Raw genomic sequence first — 14,901 nt, 5'->3', positions numbered from 1 at the left:
TGCGGTTCCGCGCCGAGCCGTAGGCGAGGCGCCCGGCCCAACTGAGCAAGGGCCCGTCAGGGCACGATGCGAGGGCGGGAGCCCTCCCTGTTTGTCGTTTGCAGGTCAGCCCAACAGCGACCCCAGCTTCATCGCGACGCCCATGTTGCCCGAGATCTTGAGCTTGCCCATGGCAACGCCCGTCATTGGATTCAGCTTGCCGGTTAGCAATTTGACCAGGTTGTCCTGGCTGATGCGGATGGTGCAGTCGGTTTCGCGGTCTTGTGTTGTGGCGGTGCTGTCGGCCAAAACAATCACCCCATCATCGCCGCAGTCGAATTTCAACGAGCCATCAAAGCTTTTGTCGCCCAAGCCTTGCTGGATCTTTTCCGCGATCTCTTGCAGCATCTGGTACCCTCCAATGAAAATGCCCGCCTATGGCTAGGCGGGCATTTGGAATTCATCAACGGTGACGTTGCAGGAGTTTACTTCACACGTTTGTCACGTGCGGCCAGCAGTTTCAGGCGCAGGGCGTTCAACTGGATGAAACCGGCTGCGTCTGTCTGATCATAGGCGCTAGCGTCTTCTTCGAACGTTACATGCGCTTCGGAATACAGAGAATGCTCGGACCAGCGACCCACGCAAGTGGCCGAACCCTTGTACAGCTTGATGCGCACGGTGCCGGTCACGTGGGTCTGCGACGCGTCGATGGCGGCCTGCAGCATTTCACGCTCAGGGCTGTACCAGAAGCCGTTATAGATCAGCTCGGCATACTTCGGCATCAGCTCGTCTTTCAGATGCATGGCGCCGCGGTCCATCGTGATGGATTCGATGCCGCGGTGTGCCTCAAGCAAGACGGTGCCGCCGGGGGTTTCGTAGATGCCGCGCGATTTCATGCCGACGAAGCGGCCCTCGACCAGGTCAAGACGGCCAATGCCGTGCTTGCCGCCGTATTCGTTCAGCTTGGTCAGGATGGTCGCGGGGCTCATCGCCTCGCCATTGATGCTGACCGCGTCACCTTTTTCGAAACCAATCTCGATGAATTCGGGTTCGTTTGGCGCGTCCTCAGGGTGGACGGTGCGCTGATAGACATAATCGGGTGCAGCAACGGCCGGGTCTTCCAGAACCTTACCCTCGGACGAGGTGTGCAGCAGGTTGGCGTCGACCGAAAACGGAGCTTCGCCGCGTTTGTCCTTGGCAACGGGGATCTGGTGTTGCTCGGCGAATTCCAACAGGCGCGTGCGAGAAGTCAGGTCCCACTCACGCCAAGGCGCGATCACCTTGATGTCGGGGTTCAGGGCATAGGCCGCCAGTTCGAACCGAACCTGGTCGTTGCCCTTGCCGGTCGCGCCGTGGGCTACGGCATCAGCGCCGGTTGCTTCGGCGATCTCAACCAGACGTTTGGAAATCAGCGGGCGCGCAATCGACGTGCCCAGCAAATACAAACCCTCGTATACCGCATTGGCGCGGAACATCGGGAAGACAAAGTCGCGCACGAATTCTTCGCGGACATCTTCGATAAAGATGTTCTCGGGCGCGATGCCCAACAGCTCGGCCTTTTGGCGGGCGGGCTCCAGCTCTTCACCCTGACCCAGATCGGCGGTGAAGGTGACGACCTCACATCCGTACTCGGTCTGCAGCCATTTCAGGATGATCGAGGTATCAAGGCCACCAGAATAGGCCAGGACAACTTTCTTGGGCGCGGACATCAGCATTTCCCCTTAAACGTATGACGTCTGGCCCCTAGCGGTTTTTGCAGCTGGGGGCAAGTTGTGTGCGGTGTCGCAGGCGTGTAGAAAGACGAGCAACAGGCAAGTGATACAAGTATCGATTGGGGAGCAGGGCACACCATGATGGGCTGGCGCATTTTCAAACATTCGGTGCAGATGGTACTGCGCAATTTTCAACAGGCTTTGCAGATTGCATTGGTTCCGGGTCTGATCGGGATGGCGCTGCTTGTTGGGCTGGCTATGGTGACTGGCGCTTGGGATGGATTTCAAGGTCTGGCATCTAATCCAAACGAAGATCCCACGGTATCTGAATTGGACGATCTTGGGGCTTTTGGGCTCTTGTCCTTGCCTATCATCTGGGCGATCGCGTTTTGGATTGTTGTGTCATGGCATCGCTATGTCCTGCTCGAGGAAACGCCGCAGGGATGGCTGCCACCATTTCGAGCGGACCGTATCCTGGCCTATTTCGGGCTGCTTTTGATGTTGGGTTTGGTCGCCCTGATCGCCCTTGTCCCGCTTTTCGTCATCTTCGCTGTACTGGGTGACTCTAGTGCGAATCTCTCGGTGACAATTGGGGTGTTTTACTTTTTGGCCGTTGTCCTGTGCATCTATCGGCTGAGCATCATGCTGCCGGCCTCGGCAATTGGGCAGCCTATTACGTTAGGTGCTGCATGGAGCAAAACCGAAGGCATCTTTGGTACATTGATTGTTCTGCTTGTGGTTAGCTTTGTCTTTCAGATTCTCGTTCAGACGCTTTTCAGCTTGCTTTTGGCCATTCCGGTCATCGGTTTCGCGCTTGTGCTGATCCCGTCGATCCTGATTTTGCCGCTGATTAACGTGAGTATCCTAACCACGATGTATGGCGTCTATGTCGAAGGGCGATCCATCGACTGAATACTGATGTATTCCTTGCCATCTGATTGACCTTGCGGCAGTGAACGAACATGACTGATTTCATGACCCGTGCCCGCGCCGCCGAAGAGGCGATGCGCCAAGTGTTTCCCGCCACCCCGTTGCAGCGGAACGTTCATTTGTCCGAACGCTTTGGGGCTGACATCTGGCTTAAACGCGAGGATCTGAGTCCCGTGCGATCCTACAAGATCCGGGGCGCGTTCAACGCCATGCGCAAGAAACCGGATCAGGATTTGTTTGTCTGCGCCAGCGCCGGAAATCATGCGCAGGGCGTCGCGTTCATGTGCAAGCACCTGGGGGTCAAAGGTGTAATATTCATGCCGGTGACCACGCCGCAGCAAAAGATCCACAAGACCCGGACCTTTGGTGGTGATCAGGTCGAAATCCATCTGATCGGTGACTATTTTGACGATTGTTTGGCTGCGGCCAAAGCCTGGTGTGCTGATAAAGGTGGGCATTTTCTGTCGCCGTTTGACGATGAAGATGTGATCGAAGGCCAAGCCTCGCTAGCGGTAGAGATTGAACAACAGCTGGGCCGGGTTCCGGATCATGTCGTGTTGCCAGTGGGTGGCGGCGGCATGTCATCGGGCGTGTCCACCTGGTTCGGGGATCGCACCCACTGCCTGTTTGTGGAGCCGTCAGGAGGTGCGTGTCTGCGCGCGGCTTTGGCGGCAGGGCACCCAGTAACGTTGGATCATGTCGATACCTTTGTAGATGGGGCGGCCGTGGGTCGAATCGGAGAAAAGACATTTGAGCTGCTGCGCAATGTGCATCTGTCTGACGTGCATGTTCTGTCCGAAGATCGAATCTGTACGACGATTATCGAAATGCTCAACATCGAAGGCATTGTTTTGGAACCTGCTGGCGCATTGGCGATCGAAGCCGTCGAAGACATCCAGAGCTTTGTGCGCGGCAAAACTGTCGTGTGTCTGACATCGGGTGGAAACTTTGATTTCGAACGCCTACCCGAGGTCAAGGAACGCGCGCAGCGCTATTCCGGTGTGAAAAAGTACTTCATCCTGCGTCTGCCGCAGCGCCCCGGTGCGCTGAAAGAGTTTTTGGGCATTCTGGGACCTGACGACGATATTGCCCGGTTCGAATATATGAAAAAATCCGCGCGCAACTTTGGCTCGGTCCTGATCGGGATTGAAACCAGCAAGCCCGAAAACTTTGTACGTTTGTTTGCGCATCTCGTTGATGCGGGCTTTACCTACACGGACATCACCAACGACGAAACGTTGGCGCAGTTTGTGATCTGATCAACTATGTTGCGGCAGATCGTTCAGGAATACGGTCTTAGATTGCTCATAATTGTTGATGATTGCGTCGACGTTTACTGTTTCGGCGGCACCTGACGCTGACTGTCGTTCGCCGTCCTGGCATAACGTTGAAAAGCTTTCAAAACCCAAACTTAGCGCACTGCCTTTCAAAAAGTGCAGGTCTTGTTCCAGCGCATCGCGTGAGCTGTTTGCACGCAGCCGGTCAATCACCTCTTCCACTTCTTCCAGGAACAGATCCACGACTTCGCGAAAATCCTCGGCACCAACCTCATCTCGCAGCTGGTTAACGCGTGACCATTGTATCATGTTTCATCCTTTGAGCGTTTTCGCCCCGCACTTTACCCTTTGGTAGCTCTTTGGACGTAAACACCGCGTTAAGACGGGGTGAGGATTTTCAGTTCCAGACTTCACACGATGTTAAGATGCTCGGCTTTAGGCTCCGGTCATCAGTTTCGGGACTGAATGTGAGGAATTTCGGTGTTGCAGGGTAGCGAAGTGCAAACGGAAACCGAAAAGGAATCCGGTGCGATTCAGCAGGTTTTGGTGGTCGATGACAGTCGGTTGCAGCGCCGTATTCTCGTGAGTTCATTAAAAAGTGGGGCTTCGAAGTAATCGAGGCAGACTGTGGTGAGGCGGCGCTGGTGATTTGTCAAACCTCACCGCCGGACTTGATACTCAGCGATTGGGTTATGCCTGGAATGAGTGGATTGGAGTTCTGCAAGTCTGTTCGAAAACTTCCCAATGACGCCTATTCCTATTTTATCCTTTTGACATCCAAAAGTGAAAAGAACGAGATCGCACAGGGTCTGGATGCGGGTGCTGATGATTTCTTGATCAAGCCTGTTAGTTCGGACGAATTGCGTGCCCGAATTTCAGCTGGTGATCGCATTCTGGGGATGCAGCGTGAATTGTCTCAAAAGAACCGGATGATCGAGGAGGCACTGGACGAACTTAAGGTAGCCCATGACGCCATCGACAAGGACCTGATGCAAGCTCGCAAAATTCAGGAGTCGCTGGTCCCGGAATTGACCCGGGAATTCGGATCCTCACGAGTCAGCCTGTTGTTGAAACCCTGCGGTCACATCGGGGGAGATTTGGTGGGCATGTTTTCTCCGGGGGTTAATCGCCTTGGATTCTACAGTATCGATGTTTCAGGTCACGGCATCACTTCGGCCATGATGACAGCGCGTTTGGGCAGTTACCTTTCCAGCAACTACTTTGAGCAGAACGTGGCGATGGAAAAGCGGTTCAATCGTTTTTATGCCCTGCGTAAACCTGAAGCGGTAGCCGCGTCGCTAAACTCTCGCCTGATTGCTGACACCGGGATCGAAGAGTATTTTACAATGGTCTACGCTATCGTCGATCTGCGTAGCGGGTTACTAAAAATGGTTCAGGCTAGCCATCCACATCCTCTGGTACTTCGTCGGGATGGTCGAGCTGAGTTCCTCGGCGATGGGGGCGTGCCCATTGGGCTCCTACCAGACATTCCTTATACACAGTTTGAAACCCAACTGAGTCCGGGCGACCGGCTTTTGCTATATTCAGACGGCTTTACAGAGTGCCGTTTGTCGAATGGTGATATGCTGGAACCCGAAGGTCTGTTGCAATTGGTCCGAGAATGCGATCCGAAGCAAGGCGGGCAGGAGTTTCTGGACGATCTATTCTGGCGGCTAACCCAAGTCATGTCAGACGAACACGGTATGGAGGACGATGTGTCCGCCACATTCTTCGAATACAATGGACCATAATTAAGCAATAGAGGCGCTGGGCGATTGCCCATTCGCTAAAGGCATATCGGGTTACAGCACTCGAGCAAGTTGCGTTGCAAAGTGTTTGTCTCCGGGGTTTCCCAAGGCCCGGGCCGCTACATCGATGTCCATCCAAATGGCCTCGTGAAATTCTTCAGTTGGCGGGCCTTTGCGTTGTACGGGTCGGGCGCAAAAAACGGTGCAGATTTTTTCGGCCCACAATTCGTATTCGGGCATGTAGGTGAACAGACGAAAGGCGCCCAGGCGTCGTGGGGTGGTGATCGACCACCCGGTTTCTTCAAAAACCTCGCGGTGCAGGGCTGTGATGGGCGATTCTCCGAAGTCAATTCCACCGCCGGGCAGTTGCAGTTCGGGATTTTTCCCGTCGTCGTACCGAGTCACCAAAACCTGACGCCCACGCGGCAGCAAGACATATGCACCGGGTCGTCGCGTGTAGCTTCGCCCGTGTTCCGGGGTTTCCCCAAAGCGTCGGATCATGTATGCACCCCTTTCATTGCGGCGTGGTCCACCTATATGGACGCGGTATGCCAACCCGTGGCGTGTAAGGAAACCCCATGAACCTCGGATCCAAAATCGCGTGGGACGATACAGTTCTGCCCTTTCAACTTGATGCATCGGACATGCGCGGACGCGTGGCCCGTCTGGACGGCGTATTGGATGGCATCTTGAAACAGCATGACTATCCCGTACAGGTCGAGGCGTTAGTGGCGGAAATGGCGTTGCTGACGGCGTTGATCGGTCAGACCATCGACCTTCGTTGGAAGCTGTCGCTGCAGGTGCAGTCCAAAGGCGCGGTTCGAATGATTGCGACCGACTACTATGCGCCACAAGAGGGCGGCCGCGCAGCGCAAATTCGTGCGTATTCCAGCTTTGACGCCGAGCGTTTGACGGACGGCACCCCGTTTGATCAGGTCGGCGAGGGCTATTTTGCGATCATGATCGACCAAGGTGACGGTACCCAGCCATACCAGGGGATCACCCCGTTGTCCGACGGATCGCTCAGCGCCTGCGCCGAGGCCTATTTTGCTCAGTCGGAGCAGTTGCCAACACGATTTGCGCTCAGTTTTGGTAAATCATCCGAGCCGGGTGTTGATGAACACTGGCGTGCGGGGGGTATCATGCTGCAAAGCATGCCCAAGGCGTCGCCTTTTGCCGCAAATAGAGACGGTGAGGGTGACATTCTCACGGCCGCTGATCTGGTCGATGGCGAAGACGGAGACAACTGGAACCGGGTGAACATCCTGCTCGACACGGTCGAGGATTTGGAGCTGATCGGGCCCAGCGTGCCGCCAACGGATCTGCTGATCCGCTTGTTTCATGAAGAGCAACCGCGTGTATACGATGCGCAATCGGTCCGCTTTGGATGTACCTGTTCCGAAGAGCGTGTGCGCCAAAGCCTGTCAATTTATTCGGCACGAGACATCGAAAAGATGACGACCGAAGATGGCCGCGTCACGGCTGATTGCCAGTTCTGTGGCGCGCATTATGATCTGGACCCAAGGACATTGGGGTTCGAGGCGGAACAGCAAGACGGTGCATGAAGCCGAAACAAATCTTAGGGCTGCAATGGCCAGGTCGGGAGAAGGGTCAAGTGACTTTGACCTCAATCCCGACACTGTCTTACCGAGCGGTCGAAAACTCCGTCCCGCCGGGGTATTGGTGCCGATTTCACTGGCGCAACCCGAACCCCGGGTCATCCTGACAAAGCGGTCATCAGCATTGAAACATCATCCCGGTCAGATCGCCTTTCCTGGCGGCAAACAGGATGAAGGCGATGCAGACGTGACGGCCACCGCGCTGAGAGAGGCGCAAGAGGAGATCGGACTTCCACAAGACATGCCGCGTATTTTGGGACACTTGCCGTCGCACGAGACGGTTACGTCCTTTTCTGTGACGCCAGTGATTGCAATCTTGGATGATCCCTTTGATGTAATCGCTGAGCCGGGCGAAGTTGACGAGGTGTTTTCAGTACCGCTCGAACACTTGGCGCGACTGGAAAATTACGTGGTGGAATCTCGTCGGTGGCAAGGGCAACAGCGGTACTATTATACTGTGCCATTCGGTCCATACTATATTTGGGGCGCCACGGCACGGATGCTGCGTGGGCTGGCTGCACGGATGTCGGCATGACCCGGATCGCAGAGGATTGGCTGACATCGCGCGCGACACAAACAGTGTGTAAGGCGTTGACTGATGGCGGGGCTCAGGCATTGTTCGTGGGTGGCTGCGTTCGAAACGCTTTGCTTGGTGCCCCGGTGTCTGACATCGACATTTCAACAGACGCCCATCCAAAGCAGGTTATGGAACTGGCGCATGCGGCGGGAATCAAAGCGGTGCCCACCGGCATCGACCATGGTACCGTTACTCTGGTTCAGCATGGCGAACCGTTTGAAATCACAACTTTTCGTCGCGATGTGAAAACCGATGGCCGACGCGCTGTCGTGGCCTTTGCTGACACCATTGAAGAAGACGCCGCACGCCGCGATTTTACCATGAACGCCATTTACGCCCGACCGGACGGGACCGTGATTGACCCCTTGAACGGGCTGCCGGATCTAACATCGCGTCGCGTGCGTTTCATAGGTACGGCAGAGCACCGCATTCGCGAAGATTTCTTACGCTCTCTTCGCTTCTTCCGCTTCCACGCCTGGTATGGAGACGCTTTAGCAGGTTTTGACGCAGATGCGCTTGCCGCCATTGCCGCCAATCTGGATGGTCTGGAGCGCTTGTCGCGTGAGCGGGTTGGAGCCGAGATATTAAAACTGTTGGGTGCCCCAGATCCTGCGCCCTCGGTCGCGGCCATGCGAACAACCGGAGTGCTGGGCGCGGCTTTACCGGGAGCAGATGACAAGGCGCTGGCACCTGTTGTTCATTTCGAAAGTGAACTGGGTTTGAGCGTGGATGCCGTGTTGAGATTGGCATCTTTGGGGGCACCGATGTGGTTGCAACCCTGCGGTTGAGCAAAGTCCAGTTAAAGGCGGTCGAGGCGCTGCGCGAGGCAGCGATTGGAACCGCAGGCGCGGCAGAATTGGGGTATCGTTTGGGCGAACAATTGGCCATCAAGGCGATGATCTTGCGATCTGCTTTGCTGGAGATGCCAATTGCGTCCGACGTCTGCAGTGATGCAAAAAGGGGTCGCAGGCCGTTTTCCCAGTAACTGCCAAAGATCTGATGCCCAAATTCAAAGGGCGCGAGTTGGGTGAAAAGCTATCCCAACTCGAACGCGCCTGGATCGCTTCCGGCTTTGCTCTGACACGAAAACAGCTGCTGCTGACGTAGCGTCAATATGATACCTTATTTTCCGGGGTGACAAACGCAAACCTTTCCGTTTAGGTTTGCCGCATCAACTAACGGAGGAATGCGAATGTATTACGGGATCTGGTTCAGCATCGGCTGAGGTTTTGCCCCCGTTTGGGTGATGCCTTGGCACGCCTAATTTCGCAAGTCCAAAATTACGCTCATGTGGAGCATCCGTTATGTTTCGTTTTTTCGAAAACCTTGTTGACCCCTATACCGCCTACGACGAAGTAAACAAACCGCCCACACGGTTGTGGCCGTTCATGTTGGAATATTCCCGTCCCTTCATGAAGGTTTTTGCCTGGACCGCCTTTCTATCGATCATTGTGGTAAGCGTTGAACTGGGGCTGATCTATTACATGGGTCGGTTGGTCGACATGTTGGGCTATCCGCCCGAAGATGTCTGGGCCACATATGGGGAAGAGCTCATTTTGGTGGCGCTTTTCATCCTGTTTTTGCGCCCCATCCTGCATGTGCTGGACGTGATGTTGCTTAACAACACGATCCTGCCAAATTTTGGCACGCTGATCCGTTGGCGGGCGCACAAACATGTGCTGCGGCAATCCGTGGGCTGGTTTGAAAACGATTTTGCAGGTCGGATTGCCAACCGGATCATGCAGACGCCACCAGCCGCCGGGGAGGTGGTGTTTCAGGTCTTCGACGCGATCTCTTACTCTCTGGCCTACCTGCTCGGGGCTGCGATCCTGTTGATGGCGGCGGATATACGATTGCTGATCCCGCTGCTGATCTGGTTTGCGTTCTATGCACTGCTCGTGCGTTGGACTGTAAAACGCGTCGGCCCCGCGTCGCAGGCGGCATCCGATGCGCGCTCGACCGTGACGGGTCGGGTGGTGGACAGTTACACCAACATTCACTCGGTCAAGATGTTTGCCCACAACGATCACGAACTGGCCTATGCCAAGGACGCGATTGAACAGACCCGCAAGACGTTCCAAGTCGAAATGCGGATTTTTACGATTATGGATGTGGTTCTGGTGAGTTTGAATGGTTTGTTGGTTGTGGGTGTCGTTGGTTGGGCCATGGCATTGTGGATGCAGGGGCAGGCCTCGGTCGGGGTGGTCGCTGCGGCCTCGGCCCTGACACTGCGGTTGAGTGCGATGACCGGCTGGATCATGTGGGCGCTGACTTCGTTTTTTCGGGAACTCGGGGTTGTCGCCGAAGGGATGGAGACGATTGCCCAACCCATTGACCTGGTCGATACCGCCGAGGCGAAGCCATTGGTGTTGTCCCATGGAATGATTGAGCTGGATGGTCTGTCGCACCACTACGGGCGCGAGAGCGGTGGTCTGGACGCGCTGGATTTGCGTATCGGTGCAGGCGAAAAAGTTGGTCTGATCGGTCGCTCAGGTGCGGGTAAATCCACGTTGGTCAAACTGCTCTTGCGGTTTTATGACGCCGACAATGGCCGCATTCTGATCGACGGACAAGACATCGCCACCGTGACGCAGGACAGTCTGCGCTCCAATATCGGTATGGTGCAGCAGGACAGTTCTTTGCTGCACCGTTCGGTGCGCGACAACATCCTGTATGGCCGTCCCGACGCGACCGAGGCACAGGTCATCGCCGCAGCCAAACAGGCAGAGGCGCATGAATTCATTCTTGATCTCGAAGACCCACAAGGGCGCGCTTAGCTATGACGCGCATGTGGGTGAGCGGGGTGTGAAACTGTCAGGTGGTCAACGGCAGCGGATTACGCTGGCGCGGGTAATCCTGAAGGATGCGCCGATCTTGCTGCTGGACGAGGCGACTTCGGCCCTGGATTCCGAGGTTGAGGCCGCCATTCAGGATACGCTTTATGGCATGATGCAGGGCAAGACGGTGATCGCGATTGCGCATCGTCTGTCCACCATTGCGCAGATGGATCGCATCTTGGTGATGGATCAGGGTCGGATCGTCGAACAGGGCAGCCATTCTAAATTGCTCGCTCAGAACGGGCTTTATGCCCAGTTCTGGACCCGGCAATCTGGCGGCTTTATGAACCCGGAGGCTGCGGAATGAGGGTTGCTGACCTGATCAAGCCGTTCCGCGATACGGACACACCGCCCCCACAGACTTTGGGGGCGTTTGTGCGCTGGGCGTTGTCCGGCGCTTGGCCGATGTTGTTCCTTGCTGCCAGCTTTTCGGCGATGGGTGGCGCGTTAGAGGTCGCGACGGCCTGGATTCTGGGCGAGGTGATTGATCAGGCAACGGCCAGCGGGCCCGACGGGTTTTTTGATGCCAAAAATCTGGGTCTGATTCTGAGCGCGGTGGTGTTCTTCATGGTGTTGCGCCCGTTTGTGGCGGGGCTTGCGTCCTTTGCGAACAACTATGTGGTGCTGCCCAACATACCACCCTTGGTTCTGGCAAAGTTGAACCGTTGGACGTTGGGGCAGTCGGTCACATATTTCGACGACGATTTCGCCGGGCGTATCGCTCAAAAGCAGATGCAGACGTCGAGCTCTCTGGCTTCTGTTGTGACGGATGTGGTCAACGCCGTGGTCTTTGCACTGTCCACGCTTTTGGGCACGCTGGCGCTACTTGGAGCAATCCATCCGCTGGTCGTGCTGCCGTTTCTGGTCTGGATGGTCGCCTATTTCGCGCTGATCCGCTGGTACCTGCCGCGCATTCGCAAGCGGTCGGCGGCACGTGCTGGCGCACGGGCGATGGTGTCGGGGCAGGTGGTGGATGCCATCACCAACATCAAGACGGTCAAGCTGTTTGCGCATGCTACACAAGAAGATCTGGCCGCGCGTGAGGCGATGGTCGAATTGCGCGAGCGGGCGTTGGAATTTGGACGGTTATCGGCCACGTTCCGGTTCTTTCTGGTGGCCTTGGCAGGCGTGTTGCCGGTGCTTCTGATGGGTTCGACCCTGCTGCTGTGGAAAGGTGGGAACGCGACCACCGGGGATGTAGCGGCCGCCGGGGCCATGGCCATTCGGATCGCGCAGATGACCGGTTGGGTCAGTTTCACGCTGATGTCGATGTATGCCAGCATTGGCGAGATTGAAAACGGAATGAAAACCCTGACCCAACGGATCCGGGTCGAGGATGCACCGGACGCCACGGATCTGACCGTCCCGCGCGGAGAGATCTCATTTTCGGATGTGGGCTTTGCCTATGGCCGCGATGTGGGCGGTGTGAAGGGGATCGACCTGCAGATCGCCGGGGGCGAAAAGCTGGGCATCGTTGGGGCCTCGGGCGCGGGAAAATCCACGCTCGTGTCGCTGCTGTTGCGGCTCTATGACGGGGAGGCGGGGCAGATCACGATTGATGGGCAGGATGTGGCAAAGGTCACGCAGAACAGCCTGCGCCAGAACATCGGCATGGTCACGCAGGAAACCGCGATGTTCAATCGCTCAGCCCGCGAGAACATCTTGTACGGTCGACCCGATGCATCCGAGGAGGAGCTGGTTGCTGCGGCACAAAAGGCCGAAGCGCATGAATTTATCCTAAGCCTGCAAGATGGCAGTGGGCGCAAAGGGTATGACGCTCATCTAGGCGAGCGGGGCGTCAAGCTGTCGGGCGGTCAACGCCAGCGCATCGCTTTGGCGCGTTCTATCCTGAAAGACGCGCCCATTTTGGTGTTGGACGAAGCAACATCAGCACTCGATTCCGAGGTTGAGGCATCGATCCAAGCCGCGCTGCATCGCGTGATGGAGGGCAAGACCGTGCTGGCCATCGCGCACCGCCTGTCGACGTTGAGCGAGATGGACAGGATCATCGTGTTGGACGAGGGCCGGATCGTGGAAAGCGGAACGCATGAGGTGTTGCTGACGCAAGGCGGCCTTTATGCTCAGTTCTGGCAGCGCCAGTCCGGAGGGTTCATTCAGACCGAAGCGGCGGAATAAGCCCTTTCTATAAAGCCAATCCCCCGCTATCAGGCGGCATGACCCAGCAGTACACCATAGCCAGGCTTGGCCATCAGGGCGACGGGATCGCCGATGGCCCGATTTTTGCTCCGCGGACTCTTCCGGGTGAGATTGTCACCGGCACTGTCGACGGCCAGAAGCTGTCTGACATTCGGATCGAAACGCCATCTGATGAACGTGTGAAACCTCCGTGCCGCCACTACAAGGCTTGTGGAGGATGTCAGTTGCAACATGCCTCGGACTCATTTGTCGCCGGGTGGAAGATTGACGTCGTCCGCGCTGCATTGGCTGCGCAAGGGATTGAGGCCGAGATGCGGCCGATTCACACGTCCCCGCCAAACTCGCGCCGTCGGGCAACGATTGCGGTGCGGCGCACCAAAAAGGGGCGCTCGCGGGCTTCCATGGGCGCGCATCAGACGTGATCACCGAGATCCCAGAGTGCCATTTGCTGGCCCCGGAACTGCTAGCCGCCATCCCGGTGGCTGAGGCTCTGGCGCGTTTGGGCGGCAGCCGCAAAGGTGTGCTGGCGGTGACGCTGACTCTGTCCTCGGCGGGCTTGGATGTTTCGGTCCAGGGTGGCAAACCGCTGGATGGCCCGCTTGAGGCGTCACTTGCGCAGGCTGCGGAACAACAGGGATTGGCGCGACTGGCCTGGGACGGCGAAGTTCTGGTGATGCGCAATCCGCCGTACCAGCAATTCGGCGCGGCAAAGGTCGCCCCTCCGCCCGGAGCCTTTTTACAGGCCACGCAAGATGGCGAGGCCGCGCTGCTGAGCGCCGTGCAAGAGGTTGTCGGTGGGTCCAAGAGGATCGTCGATCTGTTTGCGGGGTGCGGCACCTTCAGCTTGCCATTGGCCGCCGACGCAGAGGTACACGCAGTCGAGGGCGAAAAGGGGATGACCCAAGCACTGGACCAGGGCTGGCGTATGGCGCAAGGCCTGAAGCGCGTGACAACCGAGGCGCGTGATCTGTACCGCCGCCCGCTGATGCCGGATGAGCTGCGCAAGGCGGATGCCGTGGTTCTGGACCCGCCCCGAGCAGGAGCCGAAGCGCAGGTAGCCGAGCTGTCTGAAGCGCAGGTTCCCGTGATCGCCTATGTCTCGTGTAACCCGGTTACGTTTGCGCGTGATGCCAAGGCGCTTGTGGCGGCCGGTTACACACTGAACTGGGTGCAAGTGGTAGATCAGTTCCGTTGGTCTTCGCACGCGGAACTTGCAGGTTCGTTCACCCTGTCCCATATCAGCGGCTAAAGTTCACGGAGACCGACAGCAATGAATTTCAGGCAGCGTTTGAGCAGCTTTATTGACCATCCTTACTTTGGTCAGTTCATCACGGGTGTGATCATGATCAACGCCGTGCTGTTGGGGTTGGAAACCTCGCCCGATGTCATGGCCGACTTTGGCGGGGTGATCAAAACTCTGGATACCCTCTGTTTGGGCATCTTCATCGTCGAAATTGCTCTGAAACTCGTGGCGCAAGGGCGGCGGTTCTTTACCAACGGATGGAACCTGTTTGATTTCATCATTGTCGGCATCGCGCTGGTGCCCGGTGGCCAGGGTCTGTCGGTTCTGCGGGCATTGCGTATCCTGCGCGTGTTGCGGGTAATCTCGGTGGCGCCCCGCCTGCGCCGTGTGGTCGAGGGGTTCATCACCGCGCTGCCCGGCATGGCGAGCGTGTTCTTGTTGATGACCATCATTTTTTACATCGGCGCTGTGATTGCCACGAAACTCTTCTCACAATCCTTCCCAGCGTGGTTCGGTGATTTGGGTCTATCGGCCTATACGCTGTTCCAGATCATGACGCTGGAAAGCTGGTCGATGGGCATCGTTCGCCCGGTGATGGAGGTCTATCCTTATGCTTGGGCGTTCTTTGTTCCTTTCATAATGATCACGACATTTGCGGTCGTGAACCTTTTGGTCGGTCTCATTGTGAACTCGATGCAGGATGCACATCAGGAAGAGGATCATGAGCGTACCGATGCCTACCGGGATGAGGTCATTACAAGGCTGGAAGCCATCGAGAAAAGATTGACCGAAAACAGTGGGACAAAAATGTGATTTTGAAAA

At 56.6% G+C, this 14,901-nt stretch carries 10 protein-coding genes and 4 pseudogenes; 10 read left to right on the top strand and 4 right to left on the bottom strand.

Going from position 1 to position 14,901, the window contains the following annotated elements:
- Positions 1–105 precede the first annotated feature (105 nt).
- On the bottom strand, positions 106–387 hold the full coding sequence (locus ACZ1HE_RS00760) for an SCP2 sterol-binding domain-containing protein (protein WP_472619147.1): 282 nt from the start codon (positions 385–387) through the stop codon (positions 106–108).
- Between the two features lie 77 nt (positions 388–464).
- Positions 465–1,688 (bottom strand): argininosuccinate synthase, encoded by a 1,224-nt coding sequence (locus ACZ1HE_RS00755; protein ID WP_472619146.1) that lies wholly within the window; start codon positions 1,686–1,688, stop codon positions 465–467.
- A gap of 144 nt (positions 1,689–1,832) precedes the next feature.
- On the opposite strand from ACZ1HE_RS00755, the gene ACZ1HE_RS00750 reads away from it, so the two are divergent.
- Both ACZ1HE_RS00750 and ilvA read left to right on the top strand, forming a co-directional pair.
- Positions 1,833–2,603 (top strand): hypothetical protein, encoded by a 771-nt coding sequence (locus tag ACZ1HE_RS00750; protein ID WP_472619145.1) that lies wholly within the window; start codon positions 1,833–1,835, stop codon positions 2,601–2,603.
- A 50-nt stretch (positions 2,604–2,653) separates the two neighbouring features.
- Positions 2,654–3,880 (top strand): threonine ammonia-lyase IlvA, encoded by a 1,227-nt coding sequence (gene ilvA / locus ACZ1HE_RS00745; RefSeq protein ID WP_472619144.1) that lies wholly within the window; start codon positions 2,654–2,656, stop codon positions 3,878–3,880.
- On the opposite strand, the gene ACZ1HE_RS00740 is transcribed toward ilvA, so the two are convergent.
- The gene (locus tag ACZ1HE_RS00740) at positions 3,881–4,207 is read right to left on the bottom strand and encodes an Hpt domain-containing protein (RefSeq protein ID WP_472619143.1); all 327 of its coding nucleotides are present in this window, start codon (positions 4,205–4,207) and stop codon (positions 3,881–3,883) included. It abuts the gene before it with no gap.
- Positions 4,208–4,372: 165 nt separating this feature from the next.
- Here ACZ1HE_RS00740 and ACZ1HE_RS00735 point away from each other — a divergent pair.
- A pseudogene (locus tag ACZ1HE_RS00735) lies at positions 4,373–5,649 on the top strand (PP2C family protein-serine/threonine phosphatase).
- A 51-nt stretch (positions 5,650–5,700) separates the two neighbouring features.
- Here the strand turns inward: ACZ1HE_RS00735 and ACZ1HE_RS00730 are convergent.
- Entirely contained in the window at positions 5,701–6,147 is a 447-nt protein-coding gene (locus tag ACZ1HE_RS00730) for an NUDIX domain-containing protein (RefSeq protein ID WP_472619142.1), read from the bottom strand.
- Between the two features lie 77 nt (positions 6,148–6,224).
- Here ACZ1HE_RS00730 and hslO point away from each other — a divergent pair, with 77 nt between their 5' ends.
- From hslO to ACZ1HE_RS00695, 7 genes and pseudogenes are all read left to right on the top strand, one after another.
- The gene (hslO, locus tag ACZ1HE_RS00725) at positions 6,225–7,211 is read left to right on the top strand and encodes an Hsp33 family molecular chaperone HslO (RefSeq protein ID WP_472619141.1); all 987 of its coding nucleotides are present in this window, start codon (positions 6,225–6,227) and stop codon (positions 7,209–7,211) included.
- Positions 7,212–7,236: 25 nt separating this feature from the next.
- Positions 7,237–7,800: a CoA pyrophosphatase gene (locus ACZ1HE_RS00720; protein ID WP_472619140.1), complete on the top strand. Its 564-nt coding sequence runs from the start codon at positions 7,237–7,239 to the stop codon at positions 7,798–7,800.
- Positions 7,797–8,949: pseudogene (locus ACZ1HE_RS00715) on the top strand (CCA tRNA nucleotidyltransferase). Before ACZ1HE_RS00720 ends, ACZ1HE_RS00715 begins: the two are co-directional and overlap by 4 nt.
- 197 nt (positions 8,950–9,146) lie before the next feature.
- Positions 9,147–10,986 (top strand): annotated as a pseudogene (locus ACZ1HE_RS00710) (ABC transporter ATP-binding protein).
- Positions 10,983–12,815 carry an ABC transporter ATP-binding protein gene (locus ACZ1HE_RS00705; RefSeq protein ID WP_472619139.1) on the top strand — a complete coding sequence of 611 codons (1,833 nt, stop codon included), beginning with the start codon at positions 10,983–10,985 and terminating at the stop codon, positions 12,813–12,815. The pseudogene ACZ1HE_RS00710 and the gene ACZ1HE_RS00705 overlap by 4 nt, the downstream one beginning before the upstream one ends.
- 38 nt (positions 12,816–12,853) lie before the next feature.
- Positions 12,854–14,085: pseudogene (locus tag ACZ1HE_RS00700) on the top strand (class I SAM-dependent RNA methyltransferase).
- A 21-nt stretch (positions 14,086–14,106) separates the two neighbouring features.
- Complete coding sequence (locus tag ACZ1HE_RS00695) at positions 14,107–14,892, top strand: ion transporter (protein ID WP_472619138.1); 786 nt, start codon at positions 14,107–14,109, stop codon at positions 14,890–14,892.
- The last annotated feature ends 9 nt before the right edge of the window (positions 14,893–14,901 follow it).

This window comes from Falsiruegeria sp. JB4-1, from assembly GCF_055693495.1.
The sequence above is the reverse complement of the archived record's forward strand: the minus strand, read 5'-3'. Positions and strand labels throughout refer to the sequence as shown.

Bases quoted from the DNA above. Each gene is read 5' to 3' on its own strand.
- ACZ1HE_RS00750 (WP_472619145.1), top strand. From the start codon at position 1,833: ATGGGCTGGCGCATTTTCAAACATTCGGTGCAGATGGTACTGCGCAAT.
- ACZ1HE_RS00695 (WP_472619138.1), top strand. From the start codon at position 14,107: ATGAATTTCAGGCAGCGTTTGAGCAGCTTTATTGACCATCCTTACTTT.
- ACZ1HE_RS00705 (WP_472619139.1), top strand. From the start codon at position 10,983: ATGAGGGTTGCTGACCTGATCAAGCCGTTCCGCGATACGGACACACCG.
- ilvA (WP_472619144.1), top strand. From the start codon at position 2,654: ATGACTGATTTCATGACCCGTGCCCGCGCCGCCGAAGAGGCGATGCGC.
- ACZ1HE_RS00755 (WP_472619146.1), bottom strand. From the start codon at position 1,688: ATGTCCGCGCCCAAGAAAGTTGTCCTGGCCTATTCTGGTGGCCTTGAT.
- ACZ1HE_RS00720 (WP_472619140.1), top strand. From the start codon at position 7,237: ATGGCCAGGTCGGGAGAAGGGTCAAGTGACTTTGACCTCAATCCCGAC.
- ACZ1HE_RS00730 (WP_472619142.1), bottom strand. From the start codon at position 6,147: ATGATCCGACGCTTTGGGGAAACCCCGGAACACGGGCGAAGCTACACG.
- ACZ1HE_RS00760 (WP_472619147.1), bottom strand. From the start codon at position 387: ATGCTGCAAGAGATCGCGGAAAAGATCCAGCAAGGCTTGGGCGACAAA.
- ACZ1HE_RS00740 (WP_472619143.1), bottom strand. From the start codon at position 4,207: ATGATACAATGGTCACGCGTTAACCAGCTGCGAGATGAGGTTGGTGCC.
- hslO (WP_472619141.1), top strand. From the start codon at position 6,225: ATGAACCTCGGATCCAAAATCGCGTGGGACGATACAGTTCTGCCCTTT.